16 protein-coding genes are annotated in these 22,234 nt (G+C 71.9%); 5 read left to right on the forward strand and 11 right to left on the reverse strand.

Annotated features, from left to right (window positions below):
- Positions 1–18 precede the first annotated feature (18 nt).
- On the reverse strand, positions 19–231 hold the full coding sequence (locus HCU62_RS08010; RefSeq protein WP_163297654.1) for a 4Fe-4S domain-containing protein: 213 nt from the start codon (positions 229–231) through the stop codon (positions 19–21).
- 114 nt (positions 232–345) lie between these two features.
- Here HCU62_RS08010 and HCU62_RS08015 point away from each other — a divergent pair, with 114 nt between their 5' ends.
- Genes HCU62_RS08015 through HCU62_RS08025 form a run of 3 tightly spaced genes read left to right on the forward strand, consistent with a single transcriptional unit; the run spans position 346 to position 4,943 of the window.
- Complete coding sequence (locus HCU62_RS08015; RefSeq protein ID WP_309474756.1) at positions 346–1,023, forward strand: Crp/Fnr family transcriptional regulator; 678 nt, start codon at positions 346–348, stop codon at positions 1,021–1,023.
- A 4-nt stretch (positions 1,024–1,027) separates the two neighbouring features.
- Positions 1,028–1,849: a TIGR02757 family protein gene (locus tag HCU62_RS08020; RefSeq protein ID WP_309474755.1), complete on the forward strand. Its 822-nt coding sequence runs from the start codon at positions 1,028–1,030 to the stop codon at positions 1,847–1,849.
- A gap of 19 nt (positions 1,850–1,868) precedes the next feature.
- Positions 1,869–4,943, forward strand: coding sequence for an EAL domain-containing protein (locus tag HCU62_RS08025; protein ID WP_163297653.1), 3,075 nt, complete (start codon positions 1,869–1,871; stop codon positions 4,941–4,943).
- A gap of 268 nt (positions 4,944–5,211) precedes the next feature.
- On the opposite strand, the gene HCU62_RS08030 is transcribed toward HCU62_RS08025, so the two are convergent.
- From HCU62_RS08030 to HCU62_RS12650, 8 genes are all read right to left on the reverse strand, one after another.
- Positions 5,212–5,655, reverse strand: coding sequence for a hypothetical protein (locus tag HCU62_RS08030; RefSeq protein ID WP_169755552.1), 444 nt, complete (start codon positions 5,653–5,655; stop codon positions 5,212–5,214).
- A gap of 348 nt (positions 5,656–6,003) precedes the next feature.
- A complete protein-coding gene (locus HCU62_RS08035) occupies positions 6,004–7,764 on the reverse strand; it encodes a sensor histidine kinase (RefSeq protein WP_163297651.1) in 1,761 nt (586 codons plus the stop codon).
- Entirely contained in the window at positions 7,761–8,453 is a 693-nt protein-coding gene (locus HCU62_RS08040) for a response regulator (RefSeq protein ID WP_163297650.1), read from the reverse strand. The genes HCU62_RS08035 and HCU62_RS08040 overlap by 4 nt, the downstream gene beginning before the upstream one ends.
- 131 nt (positions 8,454–8,584) lie before the next feature.
- Positions 8,585–9,931, reverse strand: a complete 1,347-nt coding sequence (locus tag HCU62_RS08045) for an alanine/glycine:cation symporter family protein (RefSeq protein WP_163297649.1) — start codon at positions 9,929–9,931, stop codon at positions 8,585–8,587.
- Between the two features lie 81 nt (positions 9,932–10,012).
- Positions 10,013–12,055, reverse strand: coding sequence for a hybrid sensor histidine kinase/response regulator (locus HCU62_RS08050; protein WP_163297648.1), 2,043 nt, complete (start codon positions 12,053–12,055; stop codon positions 10,013–10,015).
- 264 nt (positions 12,056–12,319) lie between these two features.
- Entirely contained in the window at positions 12,320–14,374 is a 2,055-nt protein-coding gene (locus HCU62_RS08055; protein WP_163297647.1) for a biotin/lipoyl-containing protein, read from the reverse strand.
- A gap of 80 nt (positions 14,375–14,454) precedes the next feature.
- Entirely contained in the window at positions 14,455–15,915 is a 1,461-nt protein-coding gene (locus HCU62_RS08060) for an acetyl-CoA carboxylase biotin carboxylase subunit (RefSeq protein WP_163297646.1), read from the reverse strand.
- Between the two features lie 274 nt (positions 15,916–16,189).
- Positions 16,190–16,951 (reverse strand): response regulator, encoded by a 762-nt coding sequence (locus tag HCU62_RS12650; RefSeq protein ID WP_163297645.1) that lies wholly within the window; start codon positions 16,949–16,951, stop codon positions 16,190–16,192.
- 172 nt (positions 16,952–17,123) lie between these two features.
- Between HCU62_RS12650 and HCU62_RS08070 the strand changes: the two genes are divergently transcribed.
- Positions 17,124–18,629, forward strand: a complete 1,506-nt coding sequence (locus HCU62_RS08070) for a hypothetical protein (protein ID WP_163297644.1) — start codon at positions 17,124–17,126, stop codon at positions 18,627–18,629.
- 45 nt (positions 18,630–18,674) lie between these two features.
- Here HCU62_RS08070 and HCU62_RS12655 read toward each other — a convergent pair whose 3' ends face one another.
- Positions 18,675–20,513, reverse strand: a complete 1,839-nt coding sequence (locus tag HCU62_RS12655) for an SUMF1/EgtB/PvdO family nonheme iron enzyme (RefSeq protein ID WP_163297643.1) — start codon at positions 20,511–20,513, stop codon at positions 18,675–18,677.
- Between the two features lie 177 nt (positions 20,514–20,690).
- Here HCU62_RS12655 and HCU62_RS08080 point away from each other — a divergent pair, with 177 nt between their 5' ends.
- Positions 20,691–21,272, forward strand: a complete 582-nt coding sequence (locus HCU62_RS08080) for a flavodoxin family protein (protein WP_163297642.1) — start codon at positions 20,691–20,693, stop codon at positions 21,270–21,272.
- 14 nt (positions 21,273–21,286) lie between these two features.
- Here the strand turns inward: HCU62_RS08080 and HCU62_RS08085 are convergent, their stop codons facing one another.
- Positions 21,287–22,021, reverse strand: a complete 735-nt coding sequence (locus HCU62_RS08085; RefSeq protein ID WP_163297641.1) for a DNA-binding protein — start codon at positions 22,019–22,021, stop codon at positions 21,287–21,289.
- Between the last annotated feature and the right edge of the window lie 213 nt (positions 22,022–22,234).

The following is a 22,234-nucleotide window of genomic DNA, read 5'->3' on the forward strand; positions in this document are numbered from 1 at the left end:
CTCCTTCCCGGCCCAGGATCAGGCCAGCGAGATGGCGTCCTGCGGGCACATGACCACCGCCCGGCCGCAATCGCAGGCCCCGCAACCCGCCGGGTCCACCACCCAGGCCTTGTCGTCGCGGAGTTCGAAGACCCCGGGGCAGAGCTCCACGCAGGCCCCGCACCCGTTGCAGCGGCCGTAGTCCACGACGGGTTCCGCGCCCCGCCCGCCGCTGCCGCGTTCCCGGTCCATGTCCCTCTTCTACCACGAAGCCGGGCGGCGGCGCAAAACGCGGCGGCACGTGGCGGGCCCCGGCCGGATCCGTTACCATGACGCCACCGATCCCCGTCGAGGAGCTTTCCGCCCGTGCCGCGCCGCCTCGCCGCCATCCCCTTCTTCGAGGGGCTCCCGGAGGACGACCTCCGGGAGCTCGCCATGATCGCCGTGGAGCATTCGGTGCCCGCCGGCGCGGCCGTCTTCTCGGAAGGGGACGAGGGCACCGGCTTCTACGTGGTGCTGGAGGGCCGGGTGAAGATCTTCAAGCTCTCGGCCGAGGGCCGGGAGCAGATCCTCCACCTCTTCGGCCCCGGAGACCCCTTCGGCGAGGCGGCGGTCTTCGCCGGGCGGCACTTTCCCGCCAACGCCGTGGCGCTGGCACCCTCGCGGCTCCTCTTCTTCCCCAGGGCCGCCTTCGTGGACCTCGTGACGCGGCGCCCGTCCCTGGCGCTGGGCATGCTGGCGGTCCTCTCCCGCCGGCTCCACCGCTTCGCCCGGCTCATCGAGGACCTGTCCCTCCGGGAGGTGCCGGGGCGGCTGGCGGCCTACCTGCTGGCGCTGCCGGGGGCCGGGAGCGCCGCGCCGGTGGTCCTCGAGATCCCCAAGGCCCAGATCGCCGGCCTCCTCGGGACCACGCCCGAGACCCTCTCCCGCATCCTCCGGAAGATGTCGGACCGCGGCCTCGTCCGCGTGGACGGCCCCCGGATCCGGATCCTGGACCGGCCGGCCCTCGAGGACCTCGCCGCCGGCGAGACCCGGCTCGCCTGAAACCGTGGCGGCCGGCCCCGACGCCGACACCGCCCTGCGGCGCCGCATGGAGGCCCTCTACCGGCGCCGCAACCGCCGCGCCCTGGTCCACCCCGATCCCCTCGAGTTCCTCTACCGGTACCCGGACGTCCGGGACCGGGAAGTGGCCGGGCTCGTGGCCTCCGCCCTGGCCTACGGGCGGGTCCGGCAGATCCTGGCCGCCGTGGGCCGGGTCCTGGATCTCCTGGGCCCCGCCCCGGCGGCCCGCGTGAGCGCCGCGGGGCCGGCGGAGCTCGCCTGCCTCCTGTCCGGTTTCCGCCACCGCTTCAGCGGCGGGGGCGAGGTGGCGGCCCTGCTGGCCGCCGCCGGCCGGGCCATCCACCGCCACGGGTCCCTGGAGGCCTGCTTCCGGGCCGGCCTCCGGCCGGGCCACGAAACCACGGCGGCCGCCGTGGAGGCCTTCGCCCGGGAGCTCCGGGGCCTCGCCCCCGGTCCCGTGGCGACGCTGCTGCCGGACCCGGCAAAGGGGAGCGCCTCGAAGCGCCTCCACCTCTACCTCCGGTGGATGGTGCGCCGGGACGACGTGGACCCCGGTGGCTGGGCCGTGGCCCCGTCGCTGCTCCTGGTGCCCCTGGACACCCACCTCCACCGGATGGTCCGCGGGCTCGGCTTCACTCGGCGCCCGCGGCCGGACCTCAAGGCCGTCCTGGAGGTGACGGCGGCCTTCCGGCGGATCCGCACCGACGACCCGGTCCGCTACGACTTCGCCCTCACCCGGCCCGGCATCCGGGGCGGCTCCGGCCGCCCGCCCGGTTCATGCCCGGGGGGCGACCGGCCGACAAGGTGAGGAGGGAGCCCGAAGACCCGTGCACCGCACCCGCACCCGACGACACCCCGCCGCCTGGAGACGCCCGTCCCGCCGGTTCTGGGGGTGGTTCATCGGCGGCGTCCTCCTCTACCTCCTCGTGGAGAGCCTCGGGCACCTCGTCTTCTTCCCCGGGACCCCGCTCTCCCGGGCCCTCTTCCCCACCGCCCCCCACGAGCTCTGGATGCGGGGGGTCGCCCTCGCCGCCCTCGCCGCCTCGGCCCTCCTCTACCGGCGGGCCCTCCTTCGGGAGGTCCGGGCCCTCAAGGTCCACCGCATGAACCGCCTCCTCGCCCTCCTGGGCGAGGTGGTGACCACCACCCTCCGGGCCGGAGACCGCGACACCCTCTTCCGGGAGGCCTGCCGGATCGCCGTGGAGACCGGCGGCCTCCGGATGGCATGGATCGGCCTCGTGGCCCCGGACGGCGCCGTGGAGCCGGCGGCCGCCCACGGCCACGGCCTGGACTACCTGGAGGGGCTCCGGGTGAGCGTGGACGAGGCCGACCCGCGCAGCCGGGGGCCCACGGGGCGGGCCATCCTGGAGGGCCGGCCCCAGGTCATGAACGACATCGCCGCCGACGGCGCCATGCGCCCGTGGCGCGAGGCGGCCCTCCGCCGGGGCTTCCGCTCGTCCGCGGCCTTCCCCCTGGTGGCCCGGGGGCGGATCCTCGGGGCCTTGAACGTCTACGCGGACGTCCCGAACTACTTCGAGGCGGACGAGGTGGAGATCCTGGACCGCGCCGCCCAGGGCGTCTCCTTCGCCCTGGAACTTCTCCGTCACCGGCTCGACACCGTGGCCTACCAATACCGCCTCCGGGAGAAGGAACGGGAGGTCCGCCTCCTCCTCGACTCCACCGCCGAGGGCCTCCTCGGCCTGGACCCGGCGGGCCGGTGCACCTTCGCCAACGACGCCGCCCTGCGCCTGCTGGGCTACGAGGCCGCCTCGGACCTCCTCGGCCAGAACCTCCACGCCCTGGTCCACCACACCCGGGAAGACGGCACCCCCCACATCCAGCAAGACTGCCGCATCTGCCGGGCGGTGGTGGGGGGCGAGATCGTCCACGCCGACGACGACCTCTTCTGGCGATGCGACGGGACGTCCTTCCCCGTGGAGTACTGGGCCCGGCCCGTGGTCCGCGACGGGCACACCGTGGGCGTCGTGCTCACCTTCCTCGACATCACCGAGCGCCGGGCCATGGAGCGCGACCTCCGCCGCCGGCTCGACATGGAGGCCCGGTTGAACCGCCTCGCCCAGCTCCTCATCACCCACCGGGAGGCGGCCCCGGGTGAGGCCCTCGCCATCTTGTCCGAGGCCGCCGGGGCCGAACGTGCCGGCATCTACCGCTGGTCCGCCTCCGAGGGCTTCGCCCGGGTCGCCTCCTGGCACGCCCGCGGCGCCCCGGCCCCCGAGGCGGGCCCCGTGGCCCCCGACCCGGCCGCCGCCGCATGGCTCCGGGAGGCCATGGCCGGCGGCGACGCCGCCGTGGTGATGGACGTCTCGGCGCTCCCCCCCGGAGCGGGCGGGTTGCGCATCTCGCCGCCGGGAGGAAAGACCGGGGCGCTTCTCGCCGTGCCCCTCGACCTCCCGGGCGGGGCCCCCTTCGGCTTCCTCGCCTTCTCGGGCCGGGCCCGGCCCGACGCCTGGCACCCGGAAGACGTTCGGGCCGTCCGAACCGCGGCGGCCATGCTGGCCGGCTACTACGCCCGGCGAGAGGCCGAGGTCCGCCTCGACTACCTCTCCCGGCACGACCCGGTCACCGGGCTGCCCAACATCGCCGCCTTCCGTGACCACCTCCGGCGGCACCTCGCCGTGGCGAAGCGCCAGGAGGCGGGTGCCGCGGTCCTCCTGGTGGAGCTCGCCAACTTCGCCGACGTGGTGGAATCCCGGGGCCACGAGACCGCGGAACGGGTGCTGCGCAAGGCCGCGGGCCTCTTCACGCGGTGCCTTCGAGAGGAAGACACCGTGGCCCGGACCGGGGCCCACCAGTTCGGGGTCCTGCTCCCCGAGGTGGACGACCCGGAGGGAGCGGTCGCCGTGGGTCTCAAGCTGGTCCAGGCCCTCACCCCCACCCTCCGGCTCAAGGACGGGGCGGAGGTCTACCTCGAGGTCCAGGTGGGCGCGGCCCTCTTCCCCGAAAACGGCGCGGACCCGGAGGCCCTGATCCGGAGCGCCAACGTGGCCTTAAACCGCGCCCGCTGCGAGGGGCCGAACAACGTGCGGCTCTGCACCGCGGAGATGAACCGCCAGGTGATGGACCGCCTGCGGCTGGAGGGTGAACTCCGTGCCGCAGTGGAACGCCGGGAGTTCACCGTCCACTTCCAGCCCAAGGTGGACGTGGCCGAGGGACGCGCCACGGGGGTGGAGGCCCTCGTGCGGTGGCAGCGGCCGGGCGGCCGCCTGGAGCCCCCCGGCGCCTTCATCCCCATGCTGGAGAAGACGGGGCTCATCGTGCCCGCCGGGCGGTGGGTGCTCGAGGAGGCCTGCCGGCGGATGATGGAGTGGCGGCGGCGGGGGCTGCCCCCGCTCGCCCTGTCGGTGAATCTGTCGGGGCGGCAGTTCGCGGCTCGCAACCTGGTGGAGATGGTCGCCGATTGCCTGCAGGCCACGGGTTTCCCGCCCGGCGAGCTCGTGCTCGAGGTCACCGAGACCATGGCCATCCGGAACCTGGAGGCCAACCTCCAGGTCTTCAACCGCCTCCGGGGCCTGGGCGTGCGGATCGCCCTGGACGACTTCGGGAAGGAGTATTCCTCCTTCGGTTACCTCAAGCAGCTCCCGGTGGACGAGCTCAAGATCGACCGGGCCTTCCTGGCCAACGTCCCCGCCGACCGGGAAGGCGCCGCCATCCTCCGGGCCATGGTGGCCATGGCCCACGCCTTGAACCTCAAGATCACGGCGGAGGGCGTCGAGACGGGAGAGCAGTGGGCCTTCCTCAAAGAGGTGGGCTGCGACGAGGCCCAGGGGTTCCTCTTCGGTCACCCCGAGCCGCCGGAGGCCCTGGAGGCCGTCCTGGTGCGGTCCGCCGCCCCGCCGGGCGAACCGTCCGCCGCCCCGGCAGGCAAGGCCCCCCTCCACTGACCCCGGCGGGCCCGAGCCGGCAAAGGCGCCCCGGCGACACCGCCTCTCTTCCTCTTTCCGTTTTACCGCCTGGATCCGTGGCGGCTTTCAGCTGGCATTGGGCCGAACCGCCGGGGCTTCAGCGCCTGTCTCCCCCCCCTTCTGCCGGAGGCCGCAAGGATGCCCCAGCTTGACCGGGAGGACATCTCACATCGGCGTCTTGGGACAAACGGCATCGGTGCTGAAAAGGCCGGACAACCCGCCCGGCCTCCCACTCCGCGTGAAAAATTTAGAGTGAGTCACGGTTCGATCGGCCCGTGCCAAGTCCATCCGCGCGGTCATGCGCACCACCATCGACGAACCTGATCGCCACCCCGTGAAACGATCCCTCCGCACTTGATAATAGCGACCCGGTCATGACCACCGCGTCTGCGCCGAACTCACCGGCCTTCTCCTTGATCTTTTTCATGTAGTTCGGCTTGATGGAACCTACGGGGATCTCCGGCAGGTGATAATAAACCTCTAGCCTTGGGGATACGGGGCCGCCCACCCTCCCCGGATCCACAGATACCCGCGCCATAAGAAAATCTGCCTCTACTGTGGCTATTTTTTTATAAGGTACCTCCGGAAACGCGGGCAAGATCTGCACCTGCTCCTTGCGGTTATATTTTGCATCTGGATCAACTGGATATACATAGACGCGCGTGCAGGAACACAACAAGAAGACCATCATGATCCCAAAAACACATGTCTTTTTCATACTGATCCCTCAAATTCGTTCGACGGTCCCCTTGCGACACTGCCGGCACCCCATTGGCCTTGAATTCAGGGAAAGGGGTTCTCCGTCTTTCGCTCCTCTTTGCTCCAGAGTTTAGCAGAAGATTTCACGTAGAATCGCGGGGCCGGATAACGCGCGCAACACTTCACAGACAACTCCACCCAAATGACTCGTGTTTGCAACCTTTGTTTTCTTTGAGCCTGTTCAACAGACGATCTGCCGACCGTCAAGCCACCACCCGCCGGGTCCGGCCACCTGTTGGAAACGACGGGCGACGCGGCCGAGGTCGTGCCGGCCGGCCCCTCACCCCGGAAGGTGCAGCGCGAAGACGCTCCCCTTGCCCGGTTCGCTCTCCACGGTGACGCGGCCCCCGTGGGCCTGCATCACGTGTTTCACGATGGCGAGCCCCAGACCGGTGCCTCCGAGCTCCCGGCTTCGAGCCTTGTCCACCCGGTAGAAGCGCTCGAAGATGCGCGGGAGGTGTTCCCGGGGGATCCCCGGGCCCTGGTCCCGGACCCGGACGACCACCTCGCCGCCCTCCCGGGCGGCCGTCACCTCCACCTCGCCGCCCTCCGGCGAATACTTCACCGCGTTGTCCAGGAGGTTCACCAGGGCCTGCTCGAGGAGCCGCGGCTCCATGGACGCCTCGAGGTCCGCCGGACATTCCGCCGAAAGGCGCACCCGCCGGCGTTTCGCGGCCGGCCGGCAGGCCTCCACGGCCCCCTGCACCACGGCCGCCACCGGTCCGGGCTCCAGTCGGACCGCCTCGGCCTCCACCTCGCGCTCGATCCGCGAGAGGGCCAGGAGGTCCTCCACCAGGTCGCCCAGGCGCTCGGCCTGGCGGTGGACGATCTCCAGGAACCGCCGCCGCTCGGCCGGGTCGAGTTCCTCGTCCAGCAGGGTCTCGGCGAACCCCCGTATGGAGGTCACCGGCGTCCGGAGCTCGTGGGAGACGTTGGCCACGAAGTCGCGCCGAAGATGCTCGAGGCGGCGGAGCCGGGTCACGTCGTGGAGCACCGCCACCGCCCCGATCTTCCGGCCCGCGGCATCGCGGAGGATCGTTCCGTTGAGATGCAGGTTGCGCTCCGTGCCCCCCACCCGCAGCACCATCTCCCCCTCCCGCGGGGCGCCGTCGTGGAGGACGTCTCCGAGGAAGCGCTGGAGGTAGGGATTGCGGAGCACCTCCTGGATGGGACGGCCGCACACGTCCTCGGCCCTGCGCCGGAACAGCCGCAACGCCGCCTCGTTCACCGTGATGACGCGCCGGTCGGCGTCCACGGCCACCACCCCCTCCCGCATGCTGGAGAGGATGGCCTCGGTCTGGTTGCGCTGGCGCCGGATGGTCTCGAGCCGATCGCCCAGCTGCGCCGCCATGGCGTTCATGGCCGCGGCAAGCCCGCGGGTCTCCTCCGAGTCCGGCACGTGGAGGCGGTAGTCGAGGGCCCCCTCGGCGAAGAGCTGGGCGCCGAGCCTGAGGTTCTCCAGCGGGCGGCTGATCCGCCGCGCGACCAGGAAGCTCGCTCCCAGGGCCAGGGCCAGGACGGCCAGCGCCACCGCCAGGAGCCGCCCTCTAAGCCCCGCCAGGGCGGCCCGGACGGAGGTCTCCGGCAGCGCCGCCCGCACCACCACGGCGCCCTCCGGCGCCGCCACGGCCACGTAGAGCATCTCGGTGCGCAGGGTGTGGCTGTAGCGCTCGGCCACCCCCCTCCCGCTCGCCAGGGCGGCCATGACCTCGGGCCGGTCGGCGTGGTTGTCCATGGTGGCCGGATCCCGCTCCGAGTCGGCCGCCACGCGCCCGCCGGGCAGGATGACCGTGATGCGGACCCCGGCCTCGCGGCCGGCGCGCCGGCAGAGGGCACGAAGCGCCGCCAGGCGCCCGGCGGCCACCAGGGGTCGGATCTCCGGCAAGAGCCCCCGGGCCACCTGCTCGAGGCCGGCCGCCGCCTGATCGCGGTGAAAACCGCGCATGGCGTCCACGTATTGCCAGGTGAGCCCGGAGAAGACCAGGAGGGAGACCCCCGCGAAGGCGGCGAAGAGCTGCCACTGAAGCCGCCGCCCCTTCACGCCTCCTCCCGGAACCGGTATCCCACGCCCCGAACCGTCTCGATGACCCCGCCGGCCGGGCCGAGCTTCTTCCGGAGGCCCACCACCTGGACGTCCACCGACCGCTCCGTGACCGGGTAGTCCTCTCCGTGCACCGCCCGGACGATCTGGCCGCGGGTGAAGACCCAGCCGGGCCGCGCGGCCAGGTACCGGAGCAGGCGGAACTCGGTGGGAGTGAGGTCCACGGGCCGGCCAGCCACGGTGACCTCGTGGCGGCCTGAGTGGATGACGATGCCGTGGGCACGGATCACCTCACCCGCCGCCGGGGCGGGAGCCGCCCGGCGCCGGAGGACGGCGCGCACCCGGGCCACCAAGACCCGCGGGCTGAAGGGCTTCGTGACGTAGTCGTCGGCCCCGAGCTCGAGGCCGGCCACGATATCGGCCTCCTCCCCCCGGGCCGTCAGCATGACCACGGAGACACCGCGGGTGGCCGGATCGCCCTTCAGGACCCGGCAGACGTCGAGCCCCTCCATGCCCGGGAGCATGAGATCCAGGACCACGAGGTCCGGGGGGGCGGCACGGACCGCCCGGAGCGCCTCCTCGCCCGTGGCCGCCGCCTCGACATGGTAGCCGTTGCGGGTGAAATGGTGGACGAGCAGTTGCCGGATGTCGGCCTCGTCGTCCACCACCAGGATGCGGGCCCGGCCCATGCCGCCTCGTCCTCCCGTGAACACGCCGCCCGGTCGGCGGGGAATCGGGGCCCCGCGGGGCCCTGGAGACTTTCTACCACGGGTGCCGGCGGATGGGAAAGGCGCGCTCGTGGCGAGGCGGCGCCGCCCCGTCAGGAGAAGAGCCGCTCCGGGTGCGCCATGGTCTCTCGGGTGAGCCGGGCCACGAGGCCCGACAGCCCCAGCAGCCCCACCAGGTTGGGGATGGCCATGGCGCCGTTCATGGTGTCGGCGAGGTTCCAGACGACGTCCACCCTCTGGAAGGCCCCGAGGGCGATGGCCGCGCAGAAGACGAAGCGGTAGGGCATCCGGGCCCGGAGGCCCAGGAGGTACTCGATGCACTCCTCGCCGTAGTAGGACCAGCCGATCATGGTGGAATAGGCGAAGACGGCAAGCCCCAGGCTGACGATGACCCCCCCGCCCCGGGGAAGCCCCTGCTCGAAGGCCAGCCGGGTGAGGGTGCTGGTGGTCTCCCCGGTAGTCCAGGCCCCGGTGGTGAGGATCACGAGGGCGGTCATGGTGCAGATGACCATGGTGTCGAAAAAGACCCCGGTCATGGCGACGAGGCCCTGGCGGACGGGGCTCTCCGTCCGGGCCGCGGCGTGGGCGATGGGGGCGCTGCCGAGGCCCGCCTCGTTGGAGAAGACCCCCCGTGCCACCCCGTAGCGGACGGCCGCGGCCACGGTGGCCCCCGCCGCGCCCCCGGCGGCGGCCGTTCCGTGAAAGGCCCCCTGGAAGATCAGGGCGAGGGCCCCGGGCAGCCGGTCGAGGTGGAGCAGCAGGACGAGGAGGGAACCGGCCACGTAGAAGACGGCCATGACGGGCACGAGGCGCTCCGTCACCCGCCCGATGCGCCGGATGCCGCCGATGATCACCACCCCGGTCATCACCGCCAGCACCCCCCCGGTGACCGCGACGGGCACTCCCCATTCCTCGCGGAGGACCACCGCCACGGAGTTCGACTGGACCATGCTCCCGATGCCGAAGGCCGCCACGGCCCCCATCAGGGCGAAGATCCAGCCGAGCCAGGGCAGGCCGAGGCCGTCGGCGATGTAGCGCATGGGGCCGCCCTGCATGGTGCCGTCCGGGAGTGTCCGGCGGAAGCGGACGGCCAGGACCGCCTCGGCGAACTTGGTGGCCATGCCGAAGAAGGCGCACACCCACATCCAGAAGACGGCCCCGGGGCCGCCCATGGCGATGGCGGTGGCGACGCCGGCGATGTTGCCCGTGCCGATGGTGGCCGAGAGCGCCGTGGTGAGGGCCTGAAACGGCGAGATGTCGCCGGGCGCCTCCCCGTCCTGGGGCCGGCAGAGCACGAGGCGCAGGGCCCGGGGCAGGTGGAAGACCTGGAGGAACCGGCACCGAAGGGTGAGCAAGACACCGGTGAACACCAGGGCATAGAGCATGAATCCGCCCCAGACGAAATGGTTCACGCGATCGAGCAGCTGGGAAAGGTCCATGGCTTCAGGTTCTCCTCGTCGTCTCGACCCGGCCCGGGCGGGTATGGACGGCGACAGGGCCCTCGGCCCGCCGCGCCGTCCCTACCCGTCCAGCGCCTCGCGGATCTTCCGCAACAGGACGCTCGGGGTCACCGGCTTCTGGATGAAGCGGACGTTGTCCTCGAGGACCCCGTGGTGGACGATGGCGTTGTCCGTGTACCCGGACATGAAGACCACCTTGAGCGACGGCATCTCGGCCCGGAGGCGCTCGGCCAGCTCCCGCCCGTTCATCCCCGGCATGATGACGTCCGTGAGGACGAGCTGCGGCTTCGGCTCCATGGCCTCCAGCATCCCGAGCGCCTCCGCCCCGCAGGACGCCGCAAGACACTTGTAACCGAAGGGCTCGAGGGTGGCCACCACGAGTTCCCGGATCGACGGTTCGTCGTCGACCACGAGGATGGTCTCGGTGCCCTGGAGACAGACGGCGCCCTCCCCCTCGGCGCGTTCCTCCGCCGCCGGGGCCTCGGTGCACCTGGGGAAGAATATCTTGAACGTGGTCCCCCTCCCCACCTCGCTGTAGACGTTGATGTAGCCGTTGTGCTGCCGCACCACCCCGTGCACCATGGAGAGGCCGAGCCCCGTGCCCTTGCCCCGCTCCTTGGTGGTGAAAAACGGGTCGAAGATGTGCTCGAGTACGTCCTTCGGCATCCCCACCCCGAAATCCGTGACGGCGACCATGACGTACGCCCCGGGCCGCACCCCCGGGTGGGCCAGGGCGTACGCCTCGTCGAGGCGGACCTCCAGGGTCTCGATGATGAGCCGGCCGCCGCCCGGCATGGCGTCCCTGGCGTTGACGGCGAGGTTCATGAAGACCTGCTCAAGCTGCCCCTGGTCGGCCTCGACGACGTCGCCCTCCGCAGCGAGCCGCACCTCGATCTCGATGTCCTCGCCGAGGATCTTGCCGAGCAGCTGGACGATGCCGTCGATGACCCGGTTCATGTGGAGCGGCTTGACCTCCAGGACCTGCTTGCGGCTGAAGGCGAGCAGCTGGCGCGTGAGGGTGGCGGCCTTCTCCCCGGCCGCTCGGATCGCCTCGACCTCCTCCCGGAAGGGGGCCTCCTCGGGCACCTTCAGGAGCAGGAGCTCGCAGTAGCCCAGGACGGCCGAGAGGAGGTTGTTGAAGTCGTGGGCGATGCCGCCGGCCAGGCGCCCGATGGACTCCATCTTCTGGGCCTGGTGGAGCTGGGCCTCGAGTTGGCGTTTCTCCTCCTCGCTCCGCCGGCGCTCCGAGACGTCGCGCCCCACCAGGAGCAGGGTCTCCCGCCCCTCGAGCGAGAAGACGTGGGCGCTGATCTCCACGGGGAAGACGCGCCCGTCCCGGGTGACGTGATCGACCTCGAAGACGCTCCTTCCCGCCCGCGCAAGGTCCCGCAACCTTTCTTCCAGCTCCTGCCGGCCGCCGGGGGCCGTGACGTCCCGGAGCGTCAGGGACAGAAGCTCCCCGCGGTCGTAGCCGTACATCCGGCAGGCGACGTCGTTGGCGTCGATGAACCTGCCGGGCACGCGCTCCCCCACCATCTCGACGAGGAACAGGGCGTCGTTGGCGTTGTGGAAGATCTCCCGGTAGCGTTCCTCCGCCTCCGTGACGGCGAGCATGTTCAGGGCGTTCTGGATGGCGACGGCGGCCTGGTTCCCGATGGTCTGGCAGAAGTAGACCTCTTCCCTGGTGAAATCCCGCCGCTCGCGCGTGTGGCCGATGAAGACCCCGAAGACCTCGTCCCCGAGCATCATCGGCACGCAGATGGCCGACGAGATGCCCTCCTCGAACACCACCGGCGGGACCTCGAACCGGGTCTCGCGGCGGAAATCCGGGGTGATGGCGGCCCGGCGGTTCCGGACCACCCAGGTGGAGAGCCCCTGCCCCTCCACGAGGCTGAAGGAATCGATCATCGAGGCGGGAAACCCCAGGGTGTCCCGGATGACGAGGTGCCGCTTGTCGTCCGAGAGGGTCATGACCGTGGAGAAATCCAGCCGCAGGAAGTCCTGCATGATGGACGTGATCTTCCGGTAGAGCCCCTTGACGTCGGTGGTGGAGATGATCTCCGTGGAGGCCGACATCAGCTTGTGCAGGAACTCTTCCTTCATGAGGACACCCGTGCGGGACCCGGCCACGGACGGCCCGGGACGCCGCCGCGGAGGGCGGCGGAGACGGACGGCGGGGGATGCGGCGGGGGCGGGCACGCCCAATGGAGAAATCGATGCGCGGGGCCCCCGCGGGCGGCCCTTCGAGACGCCATGGCGAACCCTCCCGGAAAGACGCGGGGCCGCACGCGGGGGCCGCCCCTCGTCACCTGGCCTCCGGTCAGGTTATCGGCACGCGGGCCGGATCCCGAAAACGCCGCCGGGACGTCAGGTCTCGTCCACGGGCCCGGCCTCTTCCTTGACCACGTCCTTGTCGAGGACGAAGAGGAGCTGGCCTTCCTGGACCGTGTCGTTGAGCTGGACGGCGATCTCCACGATCTGGCCGTCGAAGGGAGCGAGGATGGCGTTCTCCATCTTCATGGCCTCGAGGTTGGCGATCTCCTCGCCCTTGTGGACGATGTCACCCACCTTGAGGGCGCCGCGCTCGGGGTTGCCGATGCGCCAGACGTTGCCGTTGATGGGGGCCCCCACCTGGCCCGGCCCCTTGGCCATCCGGATCTCCACCTTCTTGGCCCTCGGGGTCTCCACCGTGTAGACCCGGGTCTTGTTGTTGACGCGCATGACCACGTGGATGACCCCCTCGTGTTCCTCGCCCACCGAGACCAGCTCGATGCAATAGGGCTTGCCCCAGAGTTCGAACTCCACCTTGTCGCCGGAGCGCTTGAGCCCCTCCCGCCAGACGTCGGTGGGCAGCACCAGGGGTGTCTCGCCGTAGATCTCCCGGAAGTCGATCATGGAGAGGGCGTCCTTGGGATGCATGAGGTAGAGGATGAACTCCTCCTCGGTGGGGGCCCGGCCCAGGGTCTCGGCGAGGTCGGCCCGGATCCGGTCGAGGTCGTCCTCTTCCAGGGTCTCCAGGGGGGAGAGTTCCTTGCGCTCCTTGACCCGCTCCTTCCACTCGTCGCCGAAGGCGCTCTGGTAGACCCAGTCGGCGGGCCACCCCATGGGCAGCCGGCCGTAGCCGCCGAGGAGCAGGTTCTTGAAGTCGCCGGGGGCGGAGGCGAAGAGGGCGAGCAGCTCCTCGCGCTCGGCCTTGGTCATGGCCTTGAGGTTCTGGCCCTTCTCCTCCACGAACTTCTCGAGCAGCCGGATCACGTGGTCCACCCCGGCGGTGCCCCGTTCCTTGGCGTACTTGTTCACGATGCCGCTGCAGGTGACCCAGGTGATCTGGGAGCCCGGGGTCACGTCGAAGTACCGGACGATCCGGTTGTAGAGGGACATCACCCGGAGGATGGCGGGCATGAGGTGGAGGAAGCCGCCCTTCTCCGCCTGCTCGAAGGAGCTCGGGAAGGCCCCGCCCGGCATCCGGTGGACCGTGACCATGTGATCGAAGCCCTTGAAGGGGGACTCGGCCCACTCGTAGTGGCCGATCCAGTCGCGCACCTTCTGGACCGCGGCCTCGGCGGCCGCCCGGTTGAGGTGTACGGGCACCCCGGACTCCTCGAAGTAGGCCTGCACGCCGAGGATTGGGGCCTGGCCGTAGAAGCGGGTGAGGGAATCCTCCTCCACGTCCACGATCTTGGCCCCGGCCCGGGCGGCGGCGAGCAGCGCCGGGAGCGCCAGGCCGTCGGTGGCGTGCCGGTGGTACTGGACCACGAGGTCCGGGTAGGCCTGCTTGATGGCGTCGACGAGGCTGTGGATGCGCCCGGGGCTCCCCACCCCCGCCATGTCCTTGATGCAGAGGATGATCTCGTCGGTGCCGCCGCACAGATCCACGATCTCCCGCACCACGCCGAGGTAGTAGTCGTTGGTGGTCCAGTCGGCCTGGGTGAAGGAGATGGCGGGCTGGAAGAGGCGGCCGCGCTTCATGACCACCTCGGCCACCGCGCGCATGTTGCGGATGTCGTTCAGGAACGAGAAGCACCGCCAGACGTCGATGTCCACCCGGGCCACCACGTACTCGATGACGTTTCTCGGGTAGGGACGGTAGCCCCAGAGGTTGGTCTCGCGGATGAGGGTCTGGAGCAGGACGCCCGGCATCCGCTCGCGCAGGATCCGGATCTCCTCGAAGGGGCTCTCCCGGCGGTTCATGATGCCCACGTGCCACCGGGCCCCGCCGTGACACTCGGCGCTGAAGAGCCCCATCTCCTGGTAGTAGGGCGCCAGGGTGGCGAGGTCGTAGATCCGGTGCCGGTTCTTGAAGTCGGACTGGCCCGCGTCCCGCATGCCCGTGGAGGTCAGCGCCACCCCCTCGAGCTCGCGGACCCGCCGGACGATCTCCGCCGGGGACATGCCGGGCCTGACGAAGTTGAATGCTTGCATCTGATGGCCTCGCGAAGGGTTCCGAGGCGGGACGGCCGGGCCCGCGGGGTGTCTCCCCCGCGGCGCCGTCCTCCTCGCGGTCACATCCAGTCCTGCGGCCCCAGGGCCGAGATCTCCGCCACGTACTTGGCGATCTTGAGGACCTCGTCCTCGCTGTCGCGCTCCTTGAACATGGAGATCAGCTCGTCCATGTGCTCCTCGATGAACCGGGTGGAGAAGTTCCCCTCCCGGAAGGCCCGGTGGCGGATGATGCTCAGCAAGAGCGGCGCCAGGGTCTTCACCCCTTCCACCCGGAGGTTCCGGCTCAGCGTCCGGTCCATGGCCCGGATGGCGTTTTCGCGGTCGGGCCCGGCGGTCATGAGGAGCATGAGGAGGGAGTCGTAGTAGGGCGGGATGTCGGCCCCCTCGTAGACCCCCTGGGCGATCCGGACCCCCGGCCCCTGGGGTACCTGGAGCCGGGTGATGGTGCCGAAGGAGGGGCTGAAGGTCTTCGGGTCCTCGGCGTTGACCCGCACCTCGAGGGCCCAGCGGTTGGGATGGATGTCCGCCTGCCGGAAGGGGAGCGGCGCGCCCTGGGCCACGTCGATCATGATGCCCACGATGTCGAGCCCGGTGATGAGCTCCGTCACGCCGTGCTCCACCTGGAGCCGGGTGTTGACCTCGAGGAAGTAGAACTTGCGCGTGGCGGAGTCGAAGATGAACTCCACGGTGCCCGCGGAGGTGTAGCCGATCTCGCGCATGAGGCGCGTGGCGGTGAAGCAGATCTCGTTCCGGATGTCCTCGTCGAGGCTCGGCGAGGGCGCCTCCTCGATGATCTTCTGGTTGCGGCGCTGGAGGGTGCACTCGCGCTCGTAGAGGTGCACCACGTTGCCGTGGGTGTCCGCCACCACCTGGACCTCGATATGCCGGCCCCGCTCGATGTACTTCTCGGCCAGCAGCGTGTCGTCGCCGAAGGACTTCTTGGCCTCGGAGCGTGCCTGTTCCAGGGCGCCCGGGAGCTCCTCGTCGGAGGAGACCTTCAGCATGCCCTTTCCGCCGCCGCCCGAGGCGGCCTTGATCATCACGGGGAAGGCGACGTCCTCCTCCCGCATCCAGCGCCGGACGTCCTCCACGCCCTCCACCCGGTCGATGCCGGGGATGGTGGGCACGTTGGCCCGGATCGCCAGGCGCTTGGCCTCGATCTTGTCCCCCATGGCCCGGATGACCTCGGGGGACGGCCCGATCCAGGTGAGCCCGGCGTCCATGACCATCCGGGCGAAGTCGGCGTTCTCCGCCAGAAAACCCCAGCCCGGGTGGATGGCGTCGGCCCCGCTCTCCTTGGCCGCCCGGATCATCCGCTCCATGTTGAGGTAGGATTCGGCGGGAGGGGCCTCCCCGATGTGCACCGCCGAATCGGCCATGAAGACGTGGGCGGAGAGCCGGTCCGGGGTGCTGTAGACCGCGGTGACGGGGATCTTCCGGTCCCGGCAGGTGTGCATGATACGCACCGCGGGGACGCTCCGGTTGGCGATGAGGATCTTTCGGATCTCTTTCTGCGTCATCTCTCTCTCCCGGCGCCGCGAGGGCGCAGGTTCTCCCGGCCGGTCCGCCGGGCGCGGCGCCCGGGACCCCGCCCGGCGGAATCCGTGGGCGATGCCGTGGGAAAGAACGGGGGTCGCGGTGGGGGGGAGCGCGACCCCGCCGAGGGTCGGGGCCGGTCCCTGAGCCTTCCCGTAAATCATAGTTTTTAAAACGCGGAGACGAAAAAGGCAAGCCCCGCCCCCGGGGCCTTGCCGGAGGCGGGGAGGACGGGAGCGGAGAAAGGCCGCCGCCGGTTCAGTCCGCCGGGGTGTAGGTCTCGAGGAAGCCCACCGGGGCCGAGGCCTCACAGGGGAGCGGCACCACGTTCCGGTGGACCGCTACAGGCCCCCGCGCCCCCTTGAGGTGCCAGGAGCAGCCCGCCCCGTCCTCCTCGCCCCCGGCCACCAGGAAGTCTTCCAGGGACCGGCCGAGGATCTCGGAGCGGTTCAGCCCCGTCAAGGCCTCGAAGGCCTTGTTGGCGAAGTAGATGACCCCGTCCCGGTCGGCCACCAGGATCCCCTCCCCCACGTGGTCGAGGATGCCCTGCACCTTCCGGAGCTCGGCGATGAGGGCGTACTGGGTCCGGGACAGGGCCTCCCGCTGCTCGAGGAGGCGGCGGAACAGGACCTTGTGCCGGAGGAGGAGATCGTACTTCGCCCTGGCCTCCCGGGCGATGGCGAGCATCTCGTCGTTGTCCCAGGGCTTCACGACGTACCGGTACACTTCGCCCTTGTTGATGGCCTCCCGGCAGACCGCCTCGTCGGAATACCCGGTGACGAGGACGCGGAGGGTGTCGGGGCTCGCGCGCCGGCACTCCTGGAGGAAATCGATCCCCGTCATCCCGGGCATCCGCTGGTCCGAGATCACGAGGAAGCATTCCCTCTCCCGGAGGCGCCGGAGGGCCGTCTCGCCGTCGGTGGCGGTCTCGGTCTCGAACCCACCGCGCCCGAAGAGCCGCTCGAGGGCCTCCAAAACGCCCGGTTCGTCGTCCACGATCAGGATGGCGGGTTCCGTCATGGGGACCTCCCTCCCTCAGGGATCGGCCCGGCCGGGGCCTAACCTGCTTTTCGTCACCGGGGGCGCCGGTGTTTAACACCGGGGGCGAAAATCACGGATCTCCGCCCCGATCCGATCAGGTTAAGAGAAACAGGAGCCCAGGTGCCGCCCCCCGGGGCGGCCCACGTCCGCCATGCCCGAGAAACCGCCACGCCCCCCCGACACCGGCGCCGCCCCCGTCCTCCGGGAGGTGGACGAGGTGCTCGGCCGCCACCTCGATCGCGCCCTGGGCGGCCGGACCGCGCCGGGCGGATGCGTCCTGGACCTGGCGGCGCTGGCCGGCCTGATCCTCGCGGCCGGGCAAACGCGTCGGTACACGGCGGCGGAACTCGAGGCGGAACTCCTGGCGTGCGGCCTGCCGCCGGGGCCCCACATCGCCTCGGCCCTCCGGAGGATGCTCCGGGGCGGGCTCCTCGCCGAGGAACCGGACGGCGCCCTCCGCCTCCTCCCAGCGGCGGCCGAGACCGCCCGCCGCCTCGACGCCGTGTTCCAGGGCCTTCCCGGGCTCGCCCTGGTGGCCTACCTCGTGCAGACCGTGGACGAGGTCCTCACGGGCCGAAAGCCCCGGGCCGAGGCCCTGGCCCAGCTCGACCAGACCCTGGCCCGGTACGGGCCGGCACCCCCGCGCGGCGCCGGGCTGGAGGACAGGCTCTCCGCCCGCCTCCGGGAGCTGGCCGCCCGGCGGCAGAAAAAGGCCGGCGGGCCGCGGATCTTCGGGGCCGGGGCCGGAGCGGCGCCGCCGAAACCGGCCCCGGCCAAACGAAGGGCGGCGCCCGGCGCGGGCCAAGCCGGCGGCACCGGGGCACCCGGGCGACCCCCGGAGCCCGGCGCCGCGCCCACCGCCACCGGCGCCGTCCAGGCGCCCACGGAGAGCGCCCCCCCGCCCGGCGGCGCCGCCGCGGAAGCCCCTCCGGCGCCGAAGCCGAAACCGGCAGCGCCGCCGACCGCCCCCCGGGATGCGGCGGCGGCGGACCGACCCACCGAGGCGGGCCCGCCCGAAGCCACGGGGGAGACAACGGCCGCGTTCCGATCCGGCTCCCGGGAGGAAACGGCCGAAGCGGCCCGTCCCCCGGGACTCGAACCAGCGGAGGCGGAAGGGGCGGCCGCGGCGGCCGGGCTCGCCGGGAAGACGCCGTCCCCCGCGGGGAAGGAAACGCCGGAGGAGGCACCGGAAGCGGAACCGCCGCTGGAGGCGGCGCCCGGGCCGGAGACCGCCGCGACGGAACCGGAGCCGGCGGCCCCGCGTCCAGGAGCGCACGCCCCCGCCGCCGGGGCACCCGAATCGGCGGCGCAAGCGGTGCCGTCGAGCGCGGACGGATCGCCCGCCCCGGCCTGCCCGGCCTGCGGGTTCGAGGGCCTCGAGGCCCGGCCCTCCCCGGCCGGGAAGGTGCTCTACACGTGCCCGAGGCCGGGCTGCCACTTCGCCAGCTGGGGCCGGCCCGTCCCCCGCCCCTGCCCGGCCTGCGGCCACCCCTTCATGGTAGAGGCCGCGGGCGGGGTGCTCCGCTGCCCCCGGGCCGCCTGCGCCCGGTCGGTGCCGGCGGACGCCGGCGGCCCGGGGGATGGAGAAGGGCCGCCGGCGCCGAAACGGCGCCGGGTGGTCCGCCGGGTCCGGCGGGTCCGCCGGAAGCGGCGCTAGGCCCGCGCCCTCCTTCCCGGGCGGGCGCCACGAACCGGAACGGTCCTAGAGGAGCACGCACCGGAACCCGAGGATATTCGAGGTGGTCCGGGCCTCCACCCGCCAGCGGGCCGTCAGCCGCACCCCGGCCGGGGAGATCCAGCACCCCCCGCGGGCGGCGTAGGCCGTGCCGGGCCCGTGGCTCCCCCCGGGGCGGAAGGGGGAGAGGGTCCACTCGAGGACGTTGCCGAGAAGGTCCACCAGGCCCAGGGGGTTGGCATGCGCCTCGTACCGGTCCACGGGGGTGGTGTCGCCCACGGCGGCGGCCTCGGTGTTGCAGGCCTCGGGCCGCCACGCCTCCCCCCAGGGGTAGTCGAGCGCCCGGAAGGCCCGGGCGGCGGCCTCCCATTCCAGCTCGTCCGGCAGGCGCCGGCCCGTCCAGGCGCAGAAGGCCAGGGCGTCCTCCAGGGCCACGTGGACCACCGGGTGATCCCGGCGGAGATGCAGGGAACTCTCCGGCCCGCCGGGCCGGTACCAGCAGGCCCCGGGGACCCTCCGGGCCGCCGGGAAGGGGTTGACCACGAACCGGGCGAGGCGGCCGTCGGCGTCCCGGGCCTTGCGGAAGCGTCCCTCGTAGACGGTGCTGTAGCCCACCCGCTCCGCCACCGTCCGGTACCCGGTCTGCTCCACGAAGGCCTCGAAGAGGGCGTTGGTGACGGGATACATCGCCATCTCGAAGGGCGCCACCCGGACCCGCCGGGGGGGCAGGGCCCCGTCCAGGCCGCCGGCCCGTCCCACCTCCGTCTCGCCGCCCGGGACGGCGAGGTAGCGGTTGAAGCGCATCTCCCGCCGGCCGAGGGCCTGGTCGAAGAAGGCGGCCAGGCGCCGGGCCTCGCCGGGCTCCGTCCCGCCGTCCGCGGCGCCGGCACCCGGCCCGGCGACCCCGAAGGCCGCCAGGGCCTCCCGGAAGGCGGCCCATCCTCCCGCGCTTCCGGCTGTCTCCGGGGCCGTCCCGGCAGGACCGCCCGCCTCTCCTCCCGCCGCCGCCGGGGCGGCGCCCTCCCCGGCCCCCGCAGGCGCGGCCGCCCCGTCCTCTCCGATTGCCGCGATCTCCTCGGCCCCGTCGTCCACCGCCTCGATCTCCTCCGCGAAGTCCTCCATCTCTTCGATCCCGCCGGGCGTCTCGTCCCCTTCGAGCACCTCTTCGAAGGCCTCGATCGCCGCATCGAGGTCCTCGGCGGCCTCGGCGTCTTCCTCCTCCGGCTCGAGGTCCTCGATCTCCTCGACCTCCTCGAAGTCCTCGAGCTCCTCCACCGCGTCGGCCTCCCCGGAGGCATCCGCCGCGTCTCCGGCGTTCCCCCGCGCCGCCCCGCCCGCGCCCTCCTCTCCGGCGAGCCCGCGGATCTCCCCGAGCAGCCCGGCCAGGTCGGCGGACAGCCCTCCGGCGGCTCCCTCCGCCACGAGCCTGGAAAGGGACGGGTCGCGCAGCATGGACCGCAGCCGGCCGAGGAGGTCGAGGAATTCCTCCATGGCCAGGCCGGCGTCCCGGACCTGGCCGGCCACGGCCTCGATCACCCGGTCCTTGGCCTCGTCGCACATGGAGAAGACGTTGCGGGGGCCGACGACCAGGCCCTCGGGATTGTGCCCCTCCCGGAAGAGCCGCTTGAGATCGGCGTTGACGGCGGACTTGAGGCCGCTGAGGTTCTTTCGTCGCCGGCGAAGCTCCGCCACGTCCGCCCACGGACCCCAGAGCTCCCGGACGAGCTCGGCGGCGTCCACCCGGCGGGCGCCCTCGGCGAAACGGCGGCGCACCGCCTCCAGGAACCGGGCCTTCAGCGTCCCGGCCCGGTACCCCAGGTGTCCCAGGGCCTGGTCCACGGCGTCCATGGAGATCGGGGCAGGCATGCGCGGCATCCCCCCTCGTTTGGAGACCCGGCCGGGAACGGGGCGGATCCCGCCGCCGGCTTCCAGACTCATCGGTCCCTTCGGACGGGGCCTTGACCCGCTGGACAGGCGCCCGCGCGCCCTCTATCCTGGAAAGGGTTCCGCCCCGCGACCGGAGCGGGAGAAAGGAGGCATTCCATGAAGGTGGTGGCGTTCAACGGCAGCGCCCGCAAGAAGGGCAACACGGACCGCCTGCTCCGGGCGGTCCTCGAGGTCCTCGAGGCGAAGGGCATCCGCACCGAGCTCGTCTCCCTGGCCGGCCTCAAGCTCCAGGGCTGCATCGCCTGCTACCAGTGTTTCGAGCGCAAGGACCGAAGATGCGCCGTGGAGAACGACGACCTCAACGCCTGCATCGCCAAGATGCTCGAGGCCGACGGCATCCTCCTGGGCTCCCCGACCTACTTCGCCGACGTCTCGGCCGGGATGAAGGCCCTCATCGAGCGAAGCGGCATGGTGGCCCGGGCCAACGGCGACATGCTGCAGCGGAAGGTGGGGGCGGGGGTGGTGGCCGTCCGGCGGGCCGGCGCGGCCCACGTCTTCAGCTCCCTGAACTACTTCTTCCTCATCGGACAGATGGTGGTCCCGGGATCCAGCTACTGGAACATCGGCATCGGGAAGGACCCCGGCGAAGTCGCCGACGACGCGGAGGGGCTCCGCACCATGCGGACCCTCGGCGAGAACATGGCCTGGGTCCTCGAGCGCCTCCACGGGGCCCCGTAGGGGGCCGCCCCGGGTCAGGCCGAGGTCTTCTTGCGCCCCCCCCGGGGGGGCTGCTTCTTCGGGGCCGATCCTCGGCCGGCCAGCGCCTCGGTGAGCTCCCGGATCTTCCGCTCCGCCTCTTCCTTGTAGGCGGCGAACTCTTCCTTGGCCTTCTCGAGCTCCGCGGAAAGGCGCTGAACGATCATCTGGCGGGAATCGGAGCTCGCCATGGCGTTGGCGAGCCGGGTCCGGACCGCCGCGATCTCCTCCCTGAGGACGTCCCGCTCCCTGGCGAAGGCCTCGGCACGGCGGCGTTCCGCCTCGCAGAACCGGCACCCGGTGGAGCGGCGGACGGCGGATGCGCCCCCCCCGCGCCCGGCGGCCCGCCGGGCGGCCTCCCCCACCTTGGCCGCGCCCTCCACGGCCACGTTGGCGGCGGCGGTCACCACGAATTCGGCGGCCGATCGTGCAAAGCCGAAAAAGGCCCCGGGAAGCCCCCGGGGGGGCGGAGCGGGCCTGGGAGCCCGGGCGGCGGCACGGCCCCTGGCCCGCGGCCGCGCAGCCTCCGCCCCCGCGGGGGCGGAGCGTTCCTTTTCAGCCGGGGCACCGCCCCCCGCGACCTTCCACTCCCTCAGATACCGCGAGATGGTGTCCGTTCCGCCCCGCCCGAGTTCGTTCCGCACCGCCCGGACGGACGGCCGCGCCCCCCGTCGGGCCAGGGCGTCGGCCGCCCGGAAGACGTCTTCCTTGGTGATCTTGGCTCGAACCATGGCCTCGTGCTCCTGTCAGCGCTGTGGATGCCCCGGCCGCCCCGTCCGCCGGCCTCCCGGATCGGCCGGGCGGCGTTCAGTCCTCTTTCCAGCATAGCCGCTTTTGCCCCGCGCACAAGGCCCGACCGTCCACCAGCTCGCCCCCCCGGACCGGGGCTGGCCAAGGGGGATTAATCGGGTTAGATTGATATCTCCAGTCGGGTGCGGGCACCG

The sequence above is a fragment of the Dissulfurirhabdus thermomarina genome (genome assembly GCF_012979235.1).
Classification (GTDB): Bacteria; Desulfobacterota; Dissulfuribacteria; order Dissulfuribacterales; family Dissulfurirhabdaceae; genus Dissulfurirhabdus; species Dissulfurirhabdus thermomarina.

Excerpts from the sequence above, each read along its gene's own strand:
- HCU62_RS08010 (WP_163297654.1), bottom strand. The coding sequence starts at position 231 with ATGGACCGGGAACGCGGCAGCGGCGGGCGGGGCGCGGAACCCGTCGTG.
- HCU62_RS08030 (WP_169755552.1), bottom strand. The coding sequence starts at position 5,655 with ATGATGGTCTTCTTGTTGTGTTCCTGCACGCGCGTCTATGTATATCCA.
- HCU62_RS08040 (WP_163297650.1), bottom strand. The coding sequence starts at position 8,453 with ATGGGCCGGGCCCGCATCCTGGTGGTGGACGACGAGGCCGACATCCGG.
- HCU62_RS08045 (WP_163297649.1), bottom strand. The coding sequence starts at position 9,931 with ATGGACCTTTCCCAGCTGCTCGATCGCGTGAACCATTTCGTCTGGGGC.
- HCU62_RS08050 (WP_163297648.1), bottom strand. The coding sequence starts at position 12,055 with ATGAAGGAAGAGTTCCTGCACAAGCTGATGTCGGCCTCCACGGAGATC.
- HCU62_RS08055 (WP_163297647.1), bottom strand. The coding sequence starts at position 14,374 with ATGCAAGCATTCAACTTCGTCAGGCCCGGCATGTCCCCGGCGGAGATC.
- HCU62_RS08060 (WP_163297646.1), bottom strand. The coding sequence starts at position 15,915 with ATGACGCAGAAAGAGATCCGAAAGATCCTCATCGCCAACCGGAGCGTC.
- HCU62_RS12650 (WP_163297645.1), bottom strand. The coding sequence starts at position 16,951 with ATGACGGAACCCGCCATCCTGATCGTGGACGACGAACCGGGCGTTTTG.
- HCU62_RS08070 (WP_163297644.1), top strand. The coding sequence starts at position 17,124 with ATGCCCGAGAAACCGCCACGCCCCCCCGACACCGGCGCCGCCCCCGTC.
- HCU62_RS12655 (WP_163297643.1), bottom strand. The coding sequence starts at position 20,513 with ATGCCTGCCCCGATCTCCATGGACGCCGTGGACCAGGCCCTGGGACAC.
- HCU62_RS08080 (WP_163297642.1), top strand. The coding sequence starts at position 20,691 with ATGAAGGTGGTGGCGTTCAACGGCAGCGCCCGCAAGAAGGGCAACACG.
- HCU62_RS08085 (WP_163297641.1), bottom strand. The coding sequence starts at position 22,021 with ATGGTTCGAGCCAAGATCACCAAGGAAGACGTCTTCCGGGCGGCCGAC.